12 protein-coding genes are annotated in these 16,244 nt (G+C 40.1%); 8 read left to right on the top strand and 4 right to left on the bottom strand.

The annotated features are described in order from the left end of the window. Positions 1-4: 4 nt before the first annotated feature. From Q0K96_RS05000 to Q0K96_RS05030, 7 genes are all read left to right on the top strand, one after another. Positions 5-1,948: an OmpA family protein gene (locus Q0K96_RS05000; protein ID WP_297332907.1), complete on the top strand. Its 1,944-nt coding sequence runs from the start codon at positions 5-7 to the stop codon at positions 1,946-1,948. Between the two features lie 158 nt (positions 1,949-2,106). Then, positions 2,107-4,080 (top strand): peptidylprolyl isomerase, encoded by a 1,974-nt coding sequence (locus Q0K96_RS05005; protein ID WP_297332908.1) that lies wholly within the window; start codon positions 2,107-2,109, stop codon positions 4,078-4,080. Between the two features lie 5 nt (positions 4,081-4,085). Further along, positions 4,086-4,937, top strand: coding sequence for a hypothetical protein (locus Q0K96_RS05010; RefSeq protein WP_297332909.1), 852 nt, complete (start codon positions 4,086-4,088; stop codon positions 4,935-4,937). After that, positions 4,921-6,333, top strand: coding sequence for a peptidylprolyl isomerase (locus Q0K96_RS05015; RefSeq protein WP_297332910.1), 1,413 nt, complete (start codon positions 4,921-4,923; stop codon positions 6,331-6,333). The genes Q0K96_RS05010 and Q0K96_RS05015 overlap by 17 nt, the downstream gene beginning before the upstream one ends. Positions 6,334-6,438: 105 nt before the next feature. Further along, positions 6,439-7,392 carry an AAA family ATPase gene (locus tag Q0K96_RS05020; protein WP_297332911.1) on the top strand — a complete coding sequence of 318 codons (954 nt, stop codon included), beginning with the start codon at positions 6,439-6,441 and terminating at the stop codon, positions 7,390-7,392. A gap of 194 nt (positions 7,393-7,586) precedes the next feature. Further along, complete coding sequence (locus Q0K96_RS05025; RefSeq protein ID WP_297332912.1) at positions 7,587-7,970, top strand: hypothetical protein; 384 nt, start codon at positions 7,587-7,589, stop codon at positions 7,968-7,970. A gap of 283 nt (positions 7,971-8,253) precedes the next feature. Next, positions 8,254-10,527, top strand: a complete 2,274-nt coding sequence (locus Q0K96_RS05030; RefSeq protein ID WP_297332913.1) for an aconitate hydratase — start codon at positions 8,254-8,256, stop codon at positions 10,525-10,527. A gap of 97 nt (positions 10,528-10,624) precedes the next feature. On the opposite strand, the gene Q0K96_RS05035 is transcribed toward Q0K96_RS05030, so the two are convergent. The 4 genes from Q0K96_RS05035 to Q0K96_RS05050 form a co-directional block, all read right to left on the bottom strand. Then, positions 10,625-12,634 (bottom strand): ATP-binding protein, encoded by a 2,010-nt coding sequence (locus Q0K96_RS05035; RefSeq protein ID WP_297332914.1) that lies wholly within the window; start codon positions 12,632-12,634, stop codon positions 10,625-10,627. Between the two features lie 154 nt (positions 12,635-12,788). Beyond that, the gene (locus Q0K96_RS05040; protein ID WP_297332915.1) at positions 12,789-13,148 is read right to left on the bottom strand and encodes a DUF5615 family PIN-like protein; all 360 of its coding nucleotides are present in this window, start codon (positions 13,146-13,148) and stop codon (positions 12,789-12,791) included. Continuing rightward, positions 13,148-13,375: a DUF433 domain-containing protein gene (locus Q0K96_RS05045; protein ID WP_297332916.1), complete on the bottom strand. Its 228-nt coding sequence runs from the start codon at positions 13,373-13,375 to the stop codon at positions 13,148-13,150. Before Q0K96_RS05045 ends, Q0K96_RS05040 begins: the two co-directional genes overlap by 1 nt. 301 nt (positions 13,376-13,676) lie before the next feature. Beyond that, positions 13,677-15,122 (bottom strand): glyceraldehyde-3-phosphate dehydrogenase, encoded by a 1,446-nt coding sequence (locus Q0K96_RS05050; RefSeq protein WP_297332917.1) that lies wholly within the window; start codon positions 15,120-15,122, stop codon positions 13,677-13,679. A 220-nt stretch (positions 15,123-15,342) separates the two neighbouring features. On the opposite strand from Q0K96_RS05050, the gene Q0K96_RS05055 reads away from it, so the two are divergent. Beyond that, positions 15,343-16,164 (top strand): T9SS type A sorting domain-containing protein, encoded by an 822-nt coding sequence (locus Q0K96_RS05055; RefSeq protein WP_297332918.1) that lies wholly within the window; start codon positions 15,343-15,345, stop codon positions 16,162-16,164. Positions 16,165-16,244 lie beyond the last annotated feature (80 nt).

Genomic DNA, 16,244 nt, shown 5'->3' on the forward strand with positions numbered 1-16,244 from the left:
AGCCATGAAAAAGTATCTGTTTTTAGCCGTATTGCTCCTTATATCCCTCCTTGCTTCCGCGCAATATAAGTTAGAGAAAGCCAATAAACTGTATGATGAAATGGCCTATACCGCCGCCGCCGAAGCTTATGAAGACTATGTGAAGGGCGCTAATCCCTCTGCATCGACCCGCATGAAAATAGCTGATACTTACTATTACATAAACAGGTTTACGGATGCCGTGAAATGGTATGAAAAGGGTAAAGCCGATAAATTAGATGATAACCATTTTAACCGCTACATACAGTCGCTACGCAGCCTTAAGCAGTATGACAAGGCAGATGAACTGCTTGCTGCAAAGCTGGGTAAAAGCAAAAAGCCTGAACTTCTGCAAAACTTCCTGAAACAGAAAAAGCAGTTAGACAGCATCAATAAATACGGAACGGTATATACCATTGACACGCTGAGTATAAATTCGCGTAAGTCCGATTTTGGTACTGCTTTTTATGGGGATAAGGTTGTTTATTCTTCTGCTAAAGATACCGCCCATTTGGGTGGCAGAATTTATAAATGGAATGAGCAGCCGTTTCTGGATTTATATGTCGCCAACCGTGATACTATTACAGGTGCCCTTGTTAATGAGCAAAAGTTTATGCCCAAAAGCCACACCCGCTACCATAATGCGTCGGTTGTTTTTACACCCGACGGGCAGGCGATTTACTACAGTACCAATACCGTTAAAAAAAGAGATAAACTTAACAATGCAAGTAACGGTACCAACAACCTCCGGATAAACAGGGCTACAATTTCGGGTGATGAGCTTGTCAATGAAATGGTATTGCCTTTTTGTAATATAAAATATTCGGTGGCACACCCGGCCCTAACAGAAGATGGAAAATGGCTCATTTTTACAAGCGATATGCAGGGCGGTCTTGGCGAAACCGATTTATATGCCGTAGCTATTAATGATGCTGGCACTTATGGCAAACCTGTTAATTTAGGGGAGCAGGTAAACACGCCAAACAAAGAGATGTTTCCGTTTGTTAGGGGCAACAGGCTTTATTTTGCTTCCAACGGGCATTACGGGTTGGGCGGGCTTGATATATTTATGTGTACTATCTCTGATGATTTAAACGTAGGCAAGCCTGTAAACCTCGGATCATCTATAAACAGCAATGCCGACGATTTTGCCTATATCATTAATGTTGAAAGTACCTTCGGTTATTTTTCGTCTAACCGTGAGGGCGGCATGGGCGATGACGATATTTATTATTTTACCTGTAAAGAGGAGCCTTCGTGCCTCCATACCCTTACGGGAATTGTAACCGATGCGACCAGCAAAAAACCGATTGAGGGCGTTACCATAAAAGTTGGCGATGTATATGGAAATGTAGTAGGTACAGGCGATGTAATTACGGATATGGAAGGAAGGTATATAGTAGAGCAGGTGCCTTGTAATTTCTTTATCATGGCTGGTGCTTTTAAAAAGGGTTACAGTACCGATACGGATGATGTTACTACGCCGGGTGCGCCATCTGGAGAAGTGAAAATTGATTTTCAGTTGGTTAAGTATGATAACCTCATTACCAAAGAGAACAACGTTGCCAAAATAAAGATTAACCCCATATACTTTGACTTTGATAAGTATGACATAACACCGCAGGGAGCGCAGGAACTGGATAAGGTAGTATATGTAATGCAGCAGTTTCCGGATATTGTTATAAAAATAGAATCTCATACCGATTCGCGCGGCAGCGATGACTATAATATGGAGCTTTCCCAAAACAGGGCTGATGCTACTTATAATTATATTATAGCTAAGGGTATAAATGCAGGGCGCATAGAAAGCGTTAAAGGCTATGGCGAGTCGCAGTTGCTAAACCAATGCAGCAATAATGTGCCGTGTACTGATGAAGAGCACCAGCTAAACCGCCGCAGCGATTTTATAATAGTTTCGGGAGGAGAGTAGCCCGCACTATTTATTTTCAATGTTTTGCAGCAATACTTATTGTATAATCTTAATGAATTGTTACTTTTGTTGGTCGCAAAAAATGCCGTTGTGCATACTATATGCATAAGGGCTGCGTTTACTAACCGTATTTAAAGAGTTATAAAATTTTAAAAATAATGAATTTTAAAAAGGTTCTTTTAGGTTTATCCCTGTTTGTTACTGTTGTTTCTTTCGCACAGCAGTCAAAAAAAGAGGTGTTATTTACAATAGACGGTACACCGTATTACACTGACGAATTTATAAGGGTTTACAACAAAAACCTCGATCTGGTTAAAGACGATTCGCAAAAAGACCTTAATAACTACCTCGACCTGTTTATAGGTTATAAGCTTAAGGTTAATAAGGCCAACAAGCTTGGGCTTCAAAACGGTAAAAAATACCAGAATGAGCTTAAAAGCTACCGCAACCAGCTATCGCGCAACTACCTTACCGATACTAAAGTTACCAAAGAACTGATAGAGGAAGCCTACAACCGTTCTAAAAAAGAAATAAAGGCATCACATATATTATTTATGGTAGATGAAAATGCTTCGCCTGCCGATACACTAAAGGCGTATAACAAAGCGCTTGATGTACGTAAAAAAGCCCTTGCCGGGGAAGATTTCGGTAAACTGGCAGAGCAGTACAGCGAAGACCCTTCCGCTAAAGAAAATAAAGGTGACTTAGGTTATTTTTCTGTTTTCAGGATGGTTTACCCTTTCGAGACAGGTGCATACAACACGCCTAAAGGGCAGGTGTCTAAGCCGGTGCGCAGCCGCTTTGGCTACCATCTCATAAAGGTTAATGATGTTAGGGATAACAGGGGCGATATTACAGTAGCCCACATCATGATACTTATTCCGCGTAAAGAAGATGCCGCCGCCGAAGCAAAAGCAAAACAGACTATTGATGAGATATACCAGAAACTGAAGCAAGGCGAAAGTTTTGAAGCACTCGCAAAACAGTTTTCTCAGGATAAAACATCTGCTCCGGCAGGTGGTATGCTAAACCGTTTCAGCTCGGGCGAATTAAGCTCTGTTGCTTTTGAAGATAAAGCTTTTGCATTGGGTAAGCCCGGTGATTACTCAGAGCCTTTCAAAACCGAGTTTGGCTGGCATATAGTAAAGCTGATAGAGAAACACCCTGCAAAACCATTTGCGGATGTTGAGGCTGATTTTGAGAACAGGATAAGGAGAGACGACCGCTCTAAGCTGATAGCAGCTTCTATGAATGAGAAGCTAAAGAAAAAATATACGGTTGAAAGAGACCAAAAGGTTTATGCAAAAGTGCTTAAAGCTCTGGTTAATAAAGCCAACGGACAAAACTGGGAACTTCCTAAAGATGTTGATACCTATAACCAGACGCTGGTAACCATCAATAAAGACAGGAAACTTACAGCCGAATCTTTTATGAGGTATATGGCCAACAACCAAAAAAGCGCAGGAAATGTATCACCAGCCTCTAAATTTGCCGATGTGCTTTATGAAAGGTATATAGATGAGCAACTGAATGCCTACTATAATGATAACCTTGAGAATGAGTTCCCGGAGTTTGGCATAGTAATGGAAGAATACAGGGACGGCCTGTTGCTGTTCGACCTGATGGAGAAAGAAATATGGGAAAAAGCCAAAACCGATACGCTTGGGCTTGAAAGCTTTTACAACAGCCACAAGGCCGACTACCAGTGGAAAGAAAGGGTAGAGGCAGAGGTATATTCTTCTACTAAAGAAGATGTAATTAAAAAGACAAGAAAGTACCTTAAAAAAGGTAAGGATTCCGAATTCATTAAAAAAGAACTGAATACAGAGGCACAGGTAAATGTGATGGAAAAGGCCGGAACATTTGAAACCGACAGTGATGCACTGCCAAAAACAGATAAATATAAAGAAGGTGTGTCTGATATAATAAAAGACGGCAATTATTATTATGTAGTGAAAACTACTAAGGTAATGCCTGCAGGCACTAAAACGCTTGATGAAGCAAGGGGCAGGGTAGTGAACGACTACCAGCAGCATCTTGAAAGCACATGGGTAGATGATTTAAAGACAGAGTTTACCGTTAAAGTAAATAAAGATGTTTTTGAAGGAGTTAAAAAAGAGCTTAAGCAATAGTAGTAATGTTTAAAAAAGCTGTACTGCTGCTTTTGGCGCTTGCTGTTATTTCGTGTGACAGTTTTAAGAAAGAGCAAAAGCCACAGGCAGTTGCCCGGGTTGGTAACGCCTATCTTTACAAAGAGGATATTGCGGGTATTGTGCCTGCAGGAACCTCTAAAGAAGACAGTATAGCCATAATAAGGAATTTTATAGACAGGTGGGCTTCTAAAAAGCTGCTGTATAATGCTGCCGAGGTAAACCTGAGCAAGGAAAAGCAGGAAGAGTATAACACATTGGTAAGGCAGTATAAAACAGACCTTTTTACCAAGGCTTATATTGAGGAACTTGTAAAACGGAGCGTAGATACTGTTGTAACAGATGCAGATGTAGCTGCTTATTACAACTCATATAAAGATAACTTCCGTACTACAGAGACGCTGGTAAGGCTAAAGTATATTAAGGTAGATAAAGAGCACCCTAAGTTCAATACCATACGGAACAGGTTTTTAAGCGGCAACAAAAAAGACCTTAAGGCACTTCAGGATATGTCGATACAGTTTAAGAGCTTTGCCTTTAACGATACTACCTGGGTAGATATGAACCAGGTGTACACCAAGCTGCCGTTTATAACACCCGATAACAGGAACAAATATATAGGTAACGGTATATCGTACCAGTACCCTGATTCTACAGATGTATATATTGTTAAAGTATCAAGGGTACTTGATAAGAATATGGTGTCACCCTATGAATACATAAGGCCTACATTGGTACAGCTTATAATAAACAACAGGAAACTGGAGTTAATAAAGAAACTTGAAAAGGAAATAACAGACGATGCGATTAAAAATAATAAATATGAAGTTTATAAATAGCAGGATTTACCTATTATTAGCCATGTTCTTTATGGCTTTAACCACCGCAGGCGCACAGGAAATTATACCTGAGTCGCTTGCAGATACGGTAAAGCCGGCACCTAAAAAGCCTATGGGCAGGGTAAAGGTAGATGGCGTGGTTGCCGTTGTGGGCGATTTTGTAGTGCTCGATTCTGATATCGATATTATGTACAGGGAGCTGCAGGCGCAAAATATTCCTGTAAAAGATGTTACCCGCTGCGAGCTGCTGGGCAAACTGATGGAAGATAAGCTGTATGCGCACCAGGCTATACAGGACAGTATTGTTATAGAAGATGCAGAGGTAAATGACAAAATGAGCAGGCAGATAGACTTTTTTGTAGAAAGGCTTGGCTCTGAAGACAGGATGGTAGAATACTTCCGTAAAAAAGACATCGATGCCTTTAAGCAGGAACTGTTTACCATTACCAAAAACCAAATGCTTACAGAGCGTATGCAGCGTAAAATTATAGATGAGGTAGAAATAACACCGGAAGAGGTAAGGGTATTTTTCTCTAAATTTAAAGATGATGAGATACCAAGGTTTGGTGCCGAAATGGAAATTGCCCAGATAGTGGTTAAGCCTGAAATATCAGAGGCTGAAAAGCAAAAGGTGATTGACAGGCTTAAGCAGATACGGCAGGATATACTTAACGGTTCCAGCTTTTACAGTAAGGCTGTTCTGTATTCAGAAGATCCCGGCTCCAGCTCTAATGGAGGTTATTATAAAATGAACCGTAAAACCCCATTTGTAAAAGAATTTAAAGATACGGCGTTCAGCCTTGCGGAAGGGGAGATATCAGAACCCATAGAAACAGAGTTTGGCTACCACATTATATATGTAGAAAAAATAAGGGGGCAGGAGATAGATGTAAGGCATATTTTGATGAAACCCAAAGTAGGCAGTGAAGAACTAAAGGCAGCCAAAGAAAAAATTGAAAAGATCAGGGAGCGTATAATGTCCGGCGAAATAACATTTGCTGAAGCAGCCCGTTCGGAATCAGATGAAAAAGAAACCCGCAACAGCGGCGGACTTTTACTTAACCCAAGAACGCTTGAAACACGCTTTGAGCTTACCAAGCTTGAGCCTGAAATCTATAATGAGGTGTCTGAGCTTAAAGAGGATGAGATAACCAAGCCTATACTTAACGATGACCCGCGCACAGGCAAAAGCTGGAAGATAATGACAGTTACCAACCGTTATGACGAACACATGGCAGATTATGCGCTTGATTATACCAAGATTAAAGAGCTTGCACTTAAAGAAAAGCAGTTGCAGGTAATATCTAAATGGAGTGATGAAAAAATTAAGGAAACCTATATTAAAGTGGCACCTGATTACCAGGCCTGCGATTTTGCAAACGAATGGGTGAAATAATTTAGCCGCCCGTCATAAATAGTTAGGTAAACAACAAAAATATTTTTAAGTTTGAAGCTAAGGAATTTTCCTTAGCTTTATTGTTTAAACAGCAGATAAAAACATATGTCAGACGTAGCAGCCGTTCAGGAGTTGGTTCAGAAACAAAAAGACCTTAAAAACGAAATAGCAAAAGTAATTGTAGGGCAGGACGAAGTAATAAACCAGATAGTATTAAGTGTTTTTTCGGGTGGTCACGCACTTCTTGTGGGTGTTCCTGGGCTTGCAAAAACACTTATGGTTAATACCATATCCAAAGCACTGGGGCTCGATTTTAAGCGTATCCAGTTCACGCCCGACCTTATGCCGTCTGATATATTAGGTAGCGAGATATTAGATGAGAACCGGCAGTTTAAATTTATAAAAGGGCCTATCTTTTCTAACATAATCCTTGCAGACGAAATTAACCGTACGCCGCCTAAAACACAGGCAGCCCTGCTTGAGGCCATGCAGGAAAAAGCGGTAACCATAGCAGGTGAGCACCATAAACTATCGTTGCCTTATTTTGTACTTGCAACACAAAACCCGATAGAGCAGGAGGGTACCTACCCGTTGCCCGAAGCCCAGTTAGACCGTTTTATGTTTGCCATAAAGCTTGAATATCCAACTTTTGAGGAAGAAGTGCAGGTGGTTAAAAGTACTACTGCCGATACCAACGTGGTGGTTAATCCATTATTCACGGCACAGGAAATATTAGATTACCAACACCTGATTAGGCGCATACCTGTAGCCGACAATGTTATAGAATATGCAGTAGGACTTGTGGGTAAAACAAGGCCCGGCAGCCCCTTAGCAAATGATTATGTAAATACCTACCTTGATTGGGGTGCAGGCCCCAGGGCTTCGCAAAACTTAATACTGGGTGCAAAGACCAACGCTGCGCTTAGCGGTAAATTCTCTCCCGATATAGAAGATGTAAGGGCAGTAGCTACAGGCATACTGCGGCACAGGATAATAAAGAACTATAAGGCAGATGCCGAAGGCATTACCGAAGAGGAAATCATAAAGAAGCTTTTTTAAAGCTTCTTTTTTTTTGGAATAACTTTTGTTTATGAAAGTATAAATAATCGATATTATTTAAATTATCAATAGTGTAATATTATTTTACTTTTGTTGATAGATTGTTAGTATTATATTGATAAAATTTTCACAAACAAAATATTTAAGTTGCTATAACGTTATATATTTGTTATGCATCTAATCTGAAAGAAAGAATGAAACGACTATTTAAAAACCTGCCTGAAATCTTTTTTATAGGTTTAGGCACAGCGTGGGCTGCAGAAAATTACCTTGCCTCCGGGCATATCAACTACATTGCCATATTGCTATCCTGGCTGCTGTTCCTGCAGCTTATTTACAAAAACAGGGTGGCAGGAATTATTTACGGAAACATACTCGGGATATTTTCATTATATATGCTTGGTGCAGTATATTCAGAGTTCAGGGATTTTGAGACTACCACCACAGAAGCATGGGCACTATTGTTCTTCGGAATTTCAGTATTTGGAACTGCGGTATTTATGTCGGGCAAAATGCTGTACAGGTATTTAACAACTAATAAAAAACACGCAGAGAACGAGTTTACTATATCGTTTTAGCCAAAATATACCTACAATCAATGCCATCTGTATTTTATTGCAGATGGCATTTTTGTTTTATTAACCTAACTTATTTAGAAATTCTCAAAATAAAGTTCGTATTTTGAGAATTCTTAAAAATCAAGCGTCATTTCTTAATATAATTGCATTATTTTCGGCAAAATAGAATGTTTATAAATAATAATGAACGTAATTTAAAGAAAGGCTAAAAATTTTTTAGTTGGTTTAAGAATTAGTAATTTTACAGCACTTTTTTACAAACGAACATTAATACTACTTATTTATGGCTTTTGATATTGAAATGATTAAAGAAGTGTATGCAAACATGGCTGCCCGCGTAGATAAAGCCCGCGAGCTTACCGGCCGTCCGCTTACACTTTCTGAAAAGATTTTATATTCTCACCTTTGGGAAGGAACACCGTCTCAGGCTTTTACACGCGGTAAAGATTATGTAGATTTCGCACCGGACAGGGTAGCCTGCCAGGATGCTACAGCCCAAATGGCGCTATTGCAGTTTATGCATGCCGGTAAAGCTAAGGTAGCCGTGCCTACAACTGTGCACTGCGACCACCTTATACAGGCTAAGATAGATGCTAAAACCGACCTTAAGCGCGCTAAAGAGCAAAGCAACGAGGTTTTCGATTTCCTGTCTTCAGTATCTAATAAATATGGTATTGGTTTCTGGAAACCGGGTGCAGGTATCATCCACCAGGTAGTGTTGGAAAACTATGCATTTCCGGGCGGTATGATGATTGGTACCGACTCTCACACGGTTAACGCCGGCGGCCTCGGAATGGTAGCCATTGGTGTTGGTGGTGCCGATGCGGTAGATGTAATGAGCGGCATGGCATGGGAACTTAAATTCCCTAAGCTAATCGGCGTTAAGCTTACAGGTAAGCTAAGCGGCTGGACAGCCCCTAAAGACGTTATCCTTAAAGTGGCGGGTATCCTTACCGTAAAAGGAGGTACCGGCGCAATTATAGAATATTTTGGCGAAGGCGCAAGGGCCATGTCATGTACCGGTAAAGGTACTATTTGTAACATGGGTGCCGAGGTAGGCGCAACAACTTCTACCTTTGGCTATGACGAGTCGATGGACCGTTACCTGCGTGCTACCAACCGTGCCGATATTGCCGATGCAGCCAACCAGGTAGCAGAATACCTTACTGCCGACAAGGAAGTATATGAAAACCCTGAGCAGTATTTTGACCAGGTAATCGAAATAAACCTTTCGGAGCTTGAGCCGCACTTAAACGGGCCGTTTACTCCGGATTTGGCTACCCCTATTTCTCAGATGAGGGAAGAAGCCACTAAGAACGACTGGCCTCTTAACATTCAGGTAGGGCTTATCGGTTCTTGTACCAACTCGTCTTACGAAGATATTTCACGCTCGGTATCTATCGCCAAACAGGCGGCAGAAAAGAAACTGAAGCCAAAGGCACAGTTTACCATCACACCGGGTTCTGAACTGGTGCGTTATACTATAGAGCGCGACGGTTATATTGACACCTTCGATAAAATTGGCGCAACTGTATTTGCTAATGCCTGCGGGCCATGTATTGGTATGTGGGACAGGGAAGGCGCCGAGAAAGAAGAGCGTAACACCATTGTACACTCGTTTAACCGTAACTTTTCTAAGCGTGCCGACGGTAACCCTAACACGCTTGCGTTTGTAGGCTCTCCGGAGCTTGTAACGGCACTTGCCATTGCGGGCGACCTGGGTTTTAACCCTAAAACCGACAAACTTATAAACGAAGACGGCGAAGAGGTAATGCTTGACGAGCCTACAGGATGGGAACTCCCTCCGAATGGCTTTGCTGTTGAGGATAACGGATACCAGTCGCCTGCTGAAGACGGTAGCGGCGTTAAAGTAGTGGTAAGCCCGGAAAGCGAGCGACTGCAACTGCTTGACCCGTTTGAACCGTGGAACGGCGAAAACATTATGGGTGCCAAGCTGCTTATAAAGGCTTTTGGTAAGTGTACTACCGACCATATTTCTATGGCGGGGCCATGGCTGCGTTTCCGTGGGCATTTAGATAATATTTCTAATAACATGCTTATTGGTGCGGTTAATGCCTATAACCAAAAAACAAACAACGTTAAGAACCAGCTAACGGGCGAGTATGATGCCGTGCCTGCAACAGCGCGTGCTTATAAGGCTGCAGGTGTGCCAAGTATAGTAGTGGGCGACCACAACTATGGCGAAGGTTCGAGCCGCGAGCATGCCGCTATGGAGCCGCGCCACCTGGGCGTTAAGGCCGTACTGGTAAAATCGTTTGCACGTATTCATGAAACCAACCTTAAAAAGCAGGGTATGCTGGCGCTTACTTTTGTTAACGAGGCTGATTATGACAAGATACAGGAAAACGATACCTTTAACTTTGTTGACCTTAAGGAGTTTGCCCCTAACAGGCAGCTAACCCTTGAAGTTATTCACGATGATGGCAGCAAAGACACTATACTTTGCAACCACACCTATAACGAAGGCCAGATAGGCTGGTTTAAGGCAGGCTCTGCGCTTAACCTTATTGCAGCAGCCGGCAGGGCTAACGCTTAATAGCATTTTAATATAAATAGGAAACCCCTCCGCCGAAAGGTTGAGGGGTTTTTGTTTTATTGATTCCCTCCAAAGGAGGAGTGCAATAAGTTGGCGTTTATTGTGCTATTTTAAGAGCACTTGCTGTGAGCTCATTTGAAAGTTCTTTGCTGATTCTAATACCACGAGCTTTTAGTTCATCAATGATTGAACTTTTAAATTCGAGCTTTTTAATTAAATGATTATGTCGTATCTCAAAAATTCTGAATATATCGTCCCAAGTCATTGCATATATTTCGTAGTTATTAATTGATTGAATTAAAAACCTTTTATTCTTTTCTTTTTGATTTGTGTAATATCCTTTTATAAAGTCATCCACTTTATGCCCAACAAGTATAAATTTCCATGATCGCAACTGGCTATTAAACTTGGGTTCATTACTTATAAAATTTAGATAATCCTCTATTTGACTAAATTGAGTTTTTCCAATTACTACATTTGGTCTTTTTAATTCTACAATAATATTTTCTTCAATAACCTCATCAGCATCAACTCCAATTTTATCAAACTTTCTACAAACAAAAATATCTGGTCTTTTTTTCTTTTCAGTTTTGTCTAATCTTTCGAATGCCGGTTTAGTATTATTATTTTCTTCCATGAAAGCCAAATAGTTGTTTACGGCTACTTCAAAATTTTTATCAGCGGAAACCATATGATATTGCTCACCAAACAGCCAATAATTCTCTTCGATTATTTTTTGGATATGCTCCCTTTCGTTAGTAAAAGTGTTAAGTTCATACACAAGTGCTTTAATAATTTCTACAATTTCAAATCTGTTTTTGAGAAATTTTACTAATTCTGTTATATGCTTTAATTCACTTTTCTTAAGTGTATCAGCTAGTTCTTTTCTCTCTTCATCAGATAATTTTACAACATTTTCCACTATATCTAGTACGTGTTCACGCTGCTCAGAATCTAATAATAAATTAAGAAAACCAACCACAGTTTTACTTTGTTCCTTTTTTAAGTTTTGAAAAATTTTTGGCTGAATAATATAAAGTTCTTTAATAACATTTTCTAAATCTTTTTTTCGATACTGCTCGTATTTACTCTCTTTGAAGCTAGGCAGAATATTTTCTTTATTAAACTTATCAATTAAGGAATTTGCCTTTTCGTATTTTATAAAAAGTTTTTGTTTTTCTTCAACTAGGGAGTTTAAATTTGCTAATAAAGTTTTAAAAGTACTGTGTCCTTGATTTTTTCCTTGTATAACTTCTTGATTCTCATTCTTTGAAATTTGAAAATCATCAAAGTACTTAGACTGTATGTAAATTGAGTGATGAAAATCTATTGGTTTGTTGTTAAATGACGTATGCTTTCTATATTGCTCTTTCATTTCGGAATTCAGGAAATAAAAATAATATTTATCGCCAATTTTGTGCTCCCATCTTAAGAAAACTATTTTAAATGCGACATCATCAATTATGTCCTCAATTAATTCACTATCGGCAATTACTGTTTCAAATTCTAATCTTTCATCATTGATATAAATATTGAAATTATGTTCATTATTCAAATATAAAAACCAACCAAATTCATTTGATAAGAAACTTTTAAACTCTTCACTTTCCAACTGGTCATCCACAATACCATCGATATCATAAAATGAAACTTTAGTCCCAGTCGATTCAGCATTCGCAATAATGGTATCGTCTGTATAATAATCTTCAGCAGTCTCTTTATTTATGGTTATCTTATAGTTTAAAACGTTACCTTCTGCTTTATAAAAAGTATCCCAAATAGCCCTATCAGCAAATAAAGAGAAAGAATATCGACCTTTACCTTTCTTACCTTTAACAAATCCAGTATTAGAATATGAATTCATTTTTCTCGAGACCATGAATTTACCAAATGTGTCGCTTAGGGTTGACATATCAATACCTTCACCATTATCAATGATAGAGAACTCATCTAAGTATCCGAATACATTACTTTTAAAGTTTATTCTTATTTCAGAAGCTTTTGCATCAAATCCGTTCCAAATGTATTCGGCTACAGCTTTTTTATAGTCGGTTGGCAATCCGCTTCCAGTGATTCCTTTCGATGTAATTTTTGTTGAATGTTTCATTATTCATGAATTATTGGTCACTGTAAAGATAATATTTACTTTAAATTAAGTGAAATATTTTAAATAACTCATCAGTATTTCAAAGAACTCCTGCAAAACTACAGCACCTTTCTGTTAGTTTACGAAGCGGGTTTTTCAGTAAAGAGAGTTAGAATTAAATTGAAGTATAGTTGATTAAATCTCTGTCAAGCTCAATAAGAAATGGTGCGCTTGTGTTGAGTTTATCCATTTCGTTAAGCAGGTTATCAAATAAAACTATAAGTTCGTTATTGGATATATTCCCGAGATTAATTTTAATCAGTCGCTTTGGTGATTTTTTAAGGAAGTGGCTATCACGAAAGTCAGCATCTTTAGTAATTACTATGCAATCGTTATCATCGGCATACCTGGCTATTTCAGCATCTTTAGAAAACCACTTGTCGAGAATAGTATTTACATGGATGGCTTCGTGTCCCGCCTGTGTTAAATAGTTTACAAGCTTATAGGAAATATGAACATCACACAAAAAGCGCATTAAGCTACGCTTTTGATGTTATGGCCTGAAAGGTACAGCCTTGCAAAGTTAAGGCAGGCTAGTAAGTCTTCTTTTTCGAGCTCAGGGTGGTCTTCCAGTATTTCTTCTGTTGACATGCCTGAGCCGAGCATATCAATTATAACCTCTACGGGCCAGCGCATGTTTCTTACGCACGGTTTGCCGTGGCATACTTCGGGGTTAATGGTTATTCTTTCCAGAAGGTTCATAACTACTTTTTTTCAAAGTTACAAAAAAATATTTCTGCAAAACTACACCGCCTTTCTGTTAGTTTACAGAAGCGGGTTTTTCAGCGCGGAGTCCGTAAAAATTTGTATATCGCACGCGCAACCCAACCCGCTACAACCACTGAAAGAACGGTTGCAGCAGTATGTGGCTGCCATAACAGTAAAAATGTTAATTCCCGACCGGTTTTTGGGGGTAAATTCGGGAAAATAAAAAATCCGGCTCAAAAGAGCCGGATCTCATAAAAGGAAATGGCTATCCCTGTCCGCATCTATTTTTTATCTGCTAGTAGTAAGTATAACGGCGCACTTTGGCAATATATTTTGCAAGGCGTATAACCTGGTGGCTGTAGCCATATTCGTTATCATACCACACATACATTACAATGCTCTTGCCGTCGGCGCTCACTATGGTAGCGTTGCTGTCGTATATTGATGGAGCAGATGTGCCAACTATATCGCTGGATACCAGCTCGTTGCTTAGCGAGTACTTTATCTGCTCTACCAGTTCGCCCTCCAGCGCGTAGTGTTTCATTATCTCGTTAACCTCCTCTACGGTTGTAGGCCTCTCCACTTCAAGGTTAAGCACCACAAGCGACCCGTTTGGCACCGGCACACGGATGGCGTTGCTGGTTAGCTTGCCTGTTAACGATGGTAATGCCTTGCTCACGGCACTGCCTGCGCCGGTTTCGGTAATAACCATGTTAAGCGCTGCGGCACGGCCACGGCGATACTTTTTGTGCATGTTGTCAACCAGGTTTTGGTCGTTGGTGTATGCGTGGATAGTTTCAAGGTGGCCTTTTACCACACCAAGCGTGTCTTCAACTGCCTTAAGCACAGGGGTTATGGCGTTTGTAGTACACGAAGCCGCAGAGTAGATGTCTACACCATCAGGGTCATATTCGTTATGGTTTACACCATACACAATGTTCGGCACGCCTTTTCCGGGAGCTGTAAGCAGCACTTTATCAGCACCTTTGGTAAGGTGGCGTTTAAGGTCTTCGTCTGTTTTAAAGGCACCGGTGTTATCAATAACAAGTGCGTTGTTAATGCCATACTGGGTATAATCTATGTCTTCAGGGCCGTTTGCGCTGATGATGTGTACGGTTGTCCCGTTGATAATCAGGGCGTTGTTCTCTATATCAGCCGATACAGACCCCTGAAAGTCGCCATGGATAGAATCGTAACGCAAAAGTGAAGCCCTCTTTTCAAGAAGCTCTGCATTAGGCTTTTCGCGCACTACAATGGCCCTTAGGCGTAGCTGTGCACCTTTGCCTATCTTGCTCATTATCTCGCGGGCAAGCAGCCTTCCTATACGCCCGAAGCCGTATAATACAACGTCTTTCGGTTCTATGTTGCGGCTTCCTTTGGCATCGCGCAGCTTGTCTAAAACAAATGCGGTGGCATCGTTATATTTATCATCTTCAAGGTGGTACTCATAGGTAAGCTTGCCAATGTCTATACGCGACGGCGGAAGGTCTAACGACTGTATTGCCCTTGCTATTTCTACAGAGTCGAAAATGTTGATTGGTTTCTTTACGAACTCTACCGCATATTCGTGCAGGTTGATGATGTCGCTCACATTCCTGTCAATCAACTGGTTGCGGAAAAGCACAAGCTCTATAGACTTGTCATACCACAGGTCGCTGACAATTTTTATGAATTCTACGCCTGCTCTCCTGCGGTCTGCCTGAAAGGACAGTTCTTTTTCGTATAAAACATTATTGCTCATGAAGATAAAGATTAATTAGTGTTGTTATTGGGTGCAAAAGTATATATTTCAAACGTTTTCGTAAAATAAATTTTTAATTTTTGATGAATTTGAATTATATCTAACTTTATGGTTAAAACGCCTGTAATAATAGCTTAAAGTGCAGTTAAACAACAGTTTATTAACAAGTAATGTGGTGCTTTTTTCATAAATTTATTACAACGGTATAAAAATATGAACCATGAAAACAAAAATACAATTCAAAGCCGGGCTGCTGTTTATCTTCACTTTACTGCTTTGCTGCGGTACAGCTTTTGCACAAATTGATTATTTTGAAGACTTTTCGGGGACAACAACCCGCTGGACATCAGCCGACTTTACACAAACCGATGTTGCCGTTTGTGATGATGGCAGTGCCTACAGGGTTAACCCTTCTGTTACGCCTAACCTTATGGCAGAAATGGTTTCTAAGAGTATGGGCGTTTCTAACGGAGAAACAGTTACACTTACCTATCAGTATAAACTTTTAAACTATGATGCAGTTTTACCTTATGAGCCTGTAGACGATCCCGACTGGGGTTATTTTTATGTGGAATATGCGCCTACAAGAAATGGACCGTGGACGACCGTAGATTATATAGACACAGCTACACACAGGCCGTCGGCTGAATGTACTGTTCGCAGTGTGCGCTTTGAGCCGCCAAGAGGCGGGCAGGTTTTCGTGAGGATTGTTGCAGCTGCCGGCTCCGGACTTCAGCCAGGGTATTATTTTTATATAGATAATATCAGCGTTTTGCAGGATAACCTTACGGTTGAGCCTGCTTTTGAATTCGACAGGCTGCTGGTGTACCCAAATCCGGTTGATGATTATCTTACCATTGATTATTATGATGCCTTTATTACTGATGTGGCGGTTTTTGACCCTTACGGACAACAGATTGAAGTGCCTTTCCCTTCGGGTACGTTAACGCAGCTTGATATGTCCGGCCTTGAAGATGGGGAATATACTTTACATATTACTACAGAAAACCATATACGCACTGTTAGTGTAATGAAACAATAAATATTGCTAATTTAAATTTCAGACAGCCAAATAATCACTATTTGTTAAAAATATCTTAAGGAAATGTTATAGTTGTGATT

This window comes from Flavobacterium sp., assembly GCF_024305175.1.
Lineage (GTDB): Bacteria > Bacteroidota > Bacteroidia > Flavobacteriales > Flavobacteriaceae > Flavobacterium.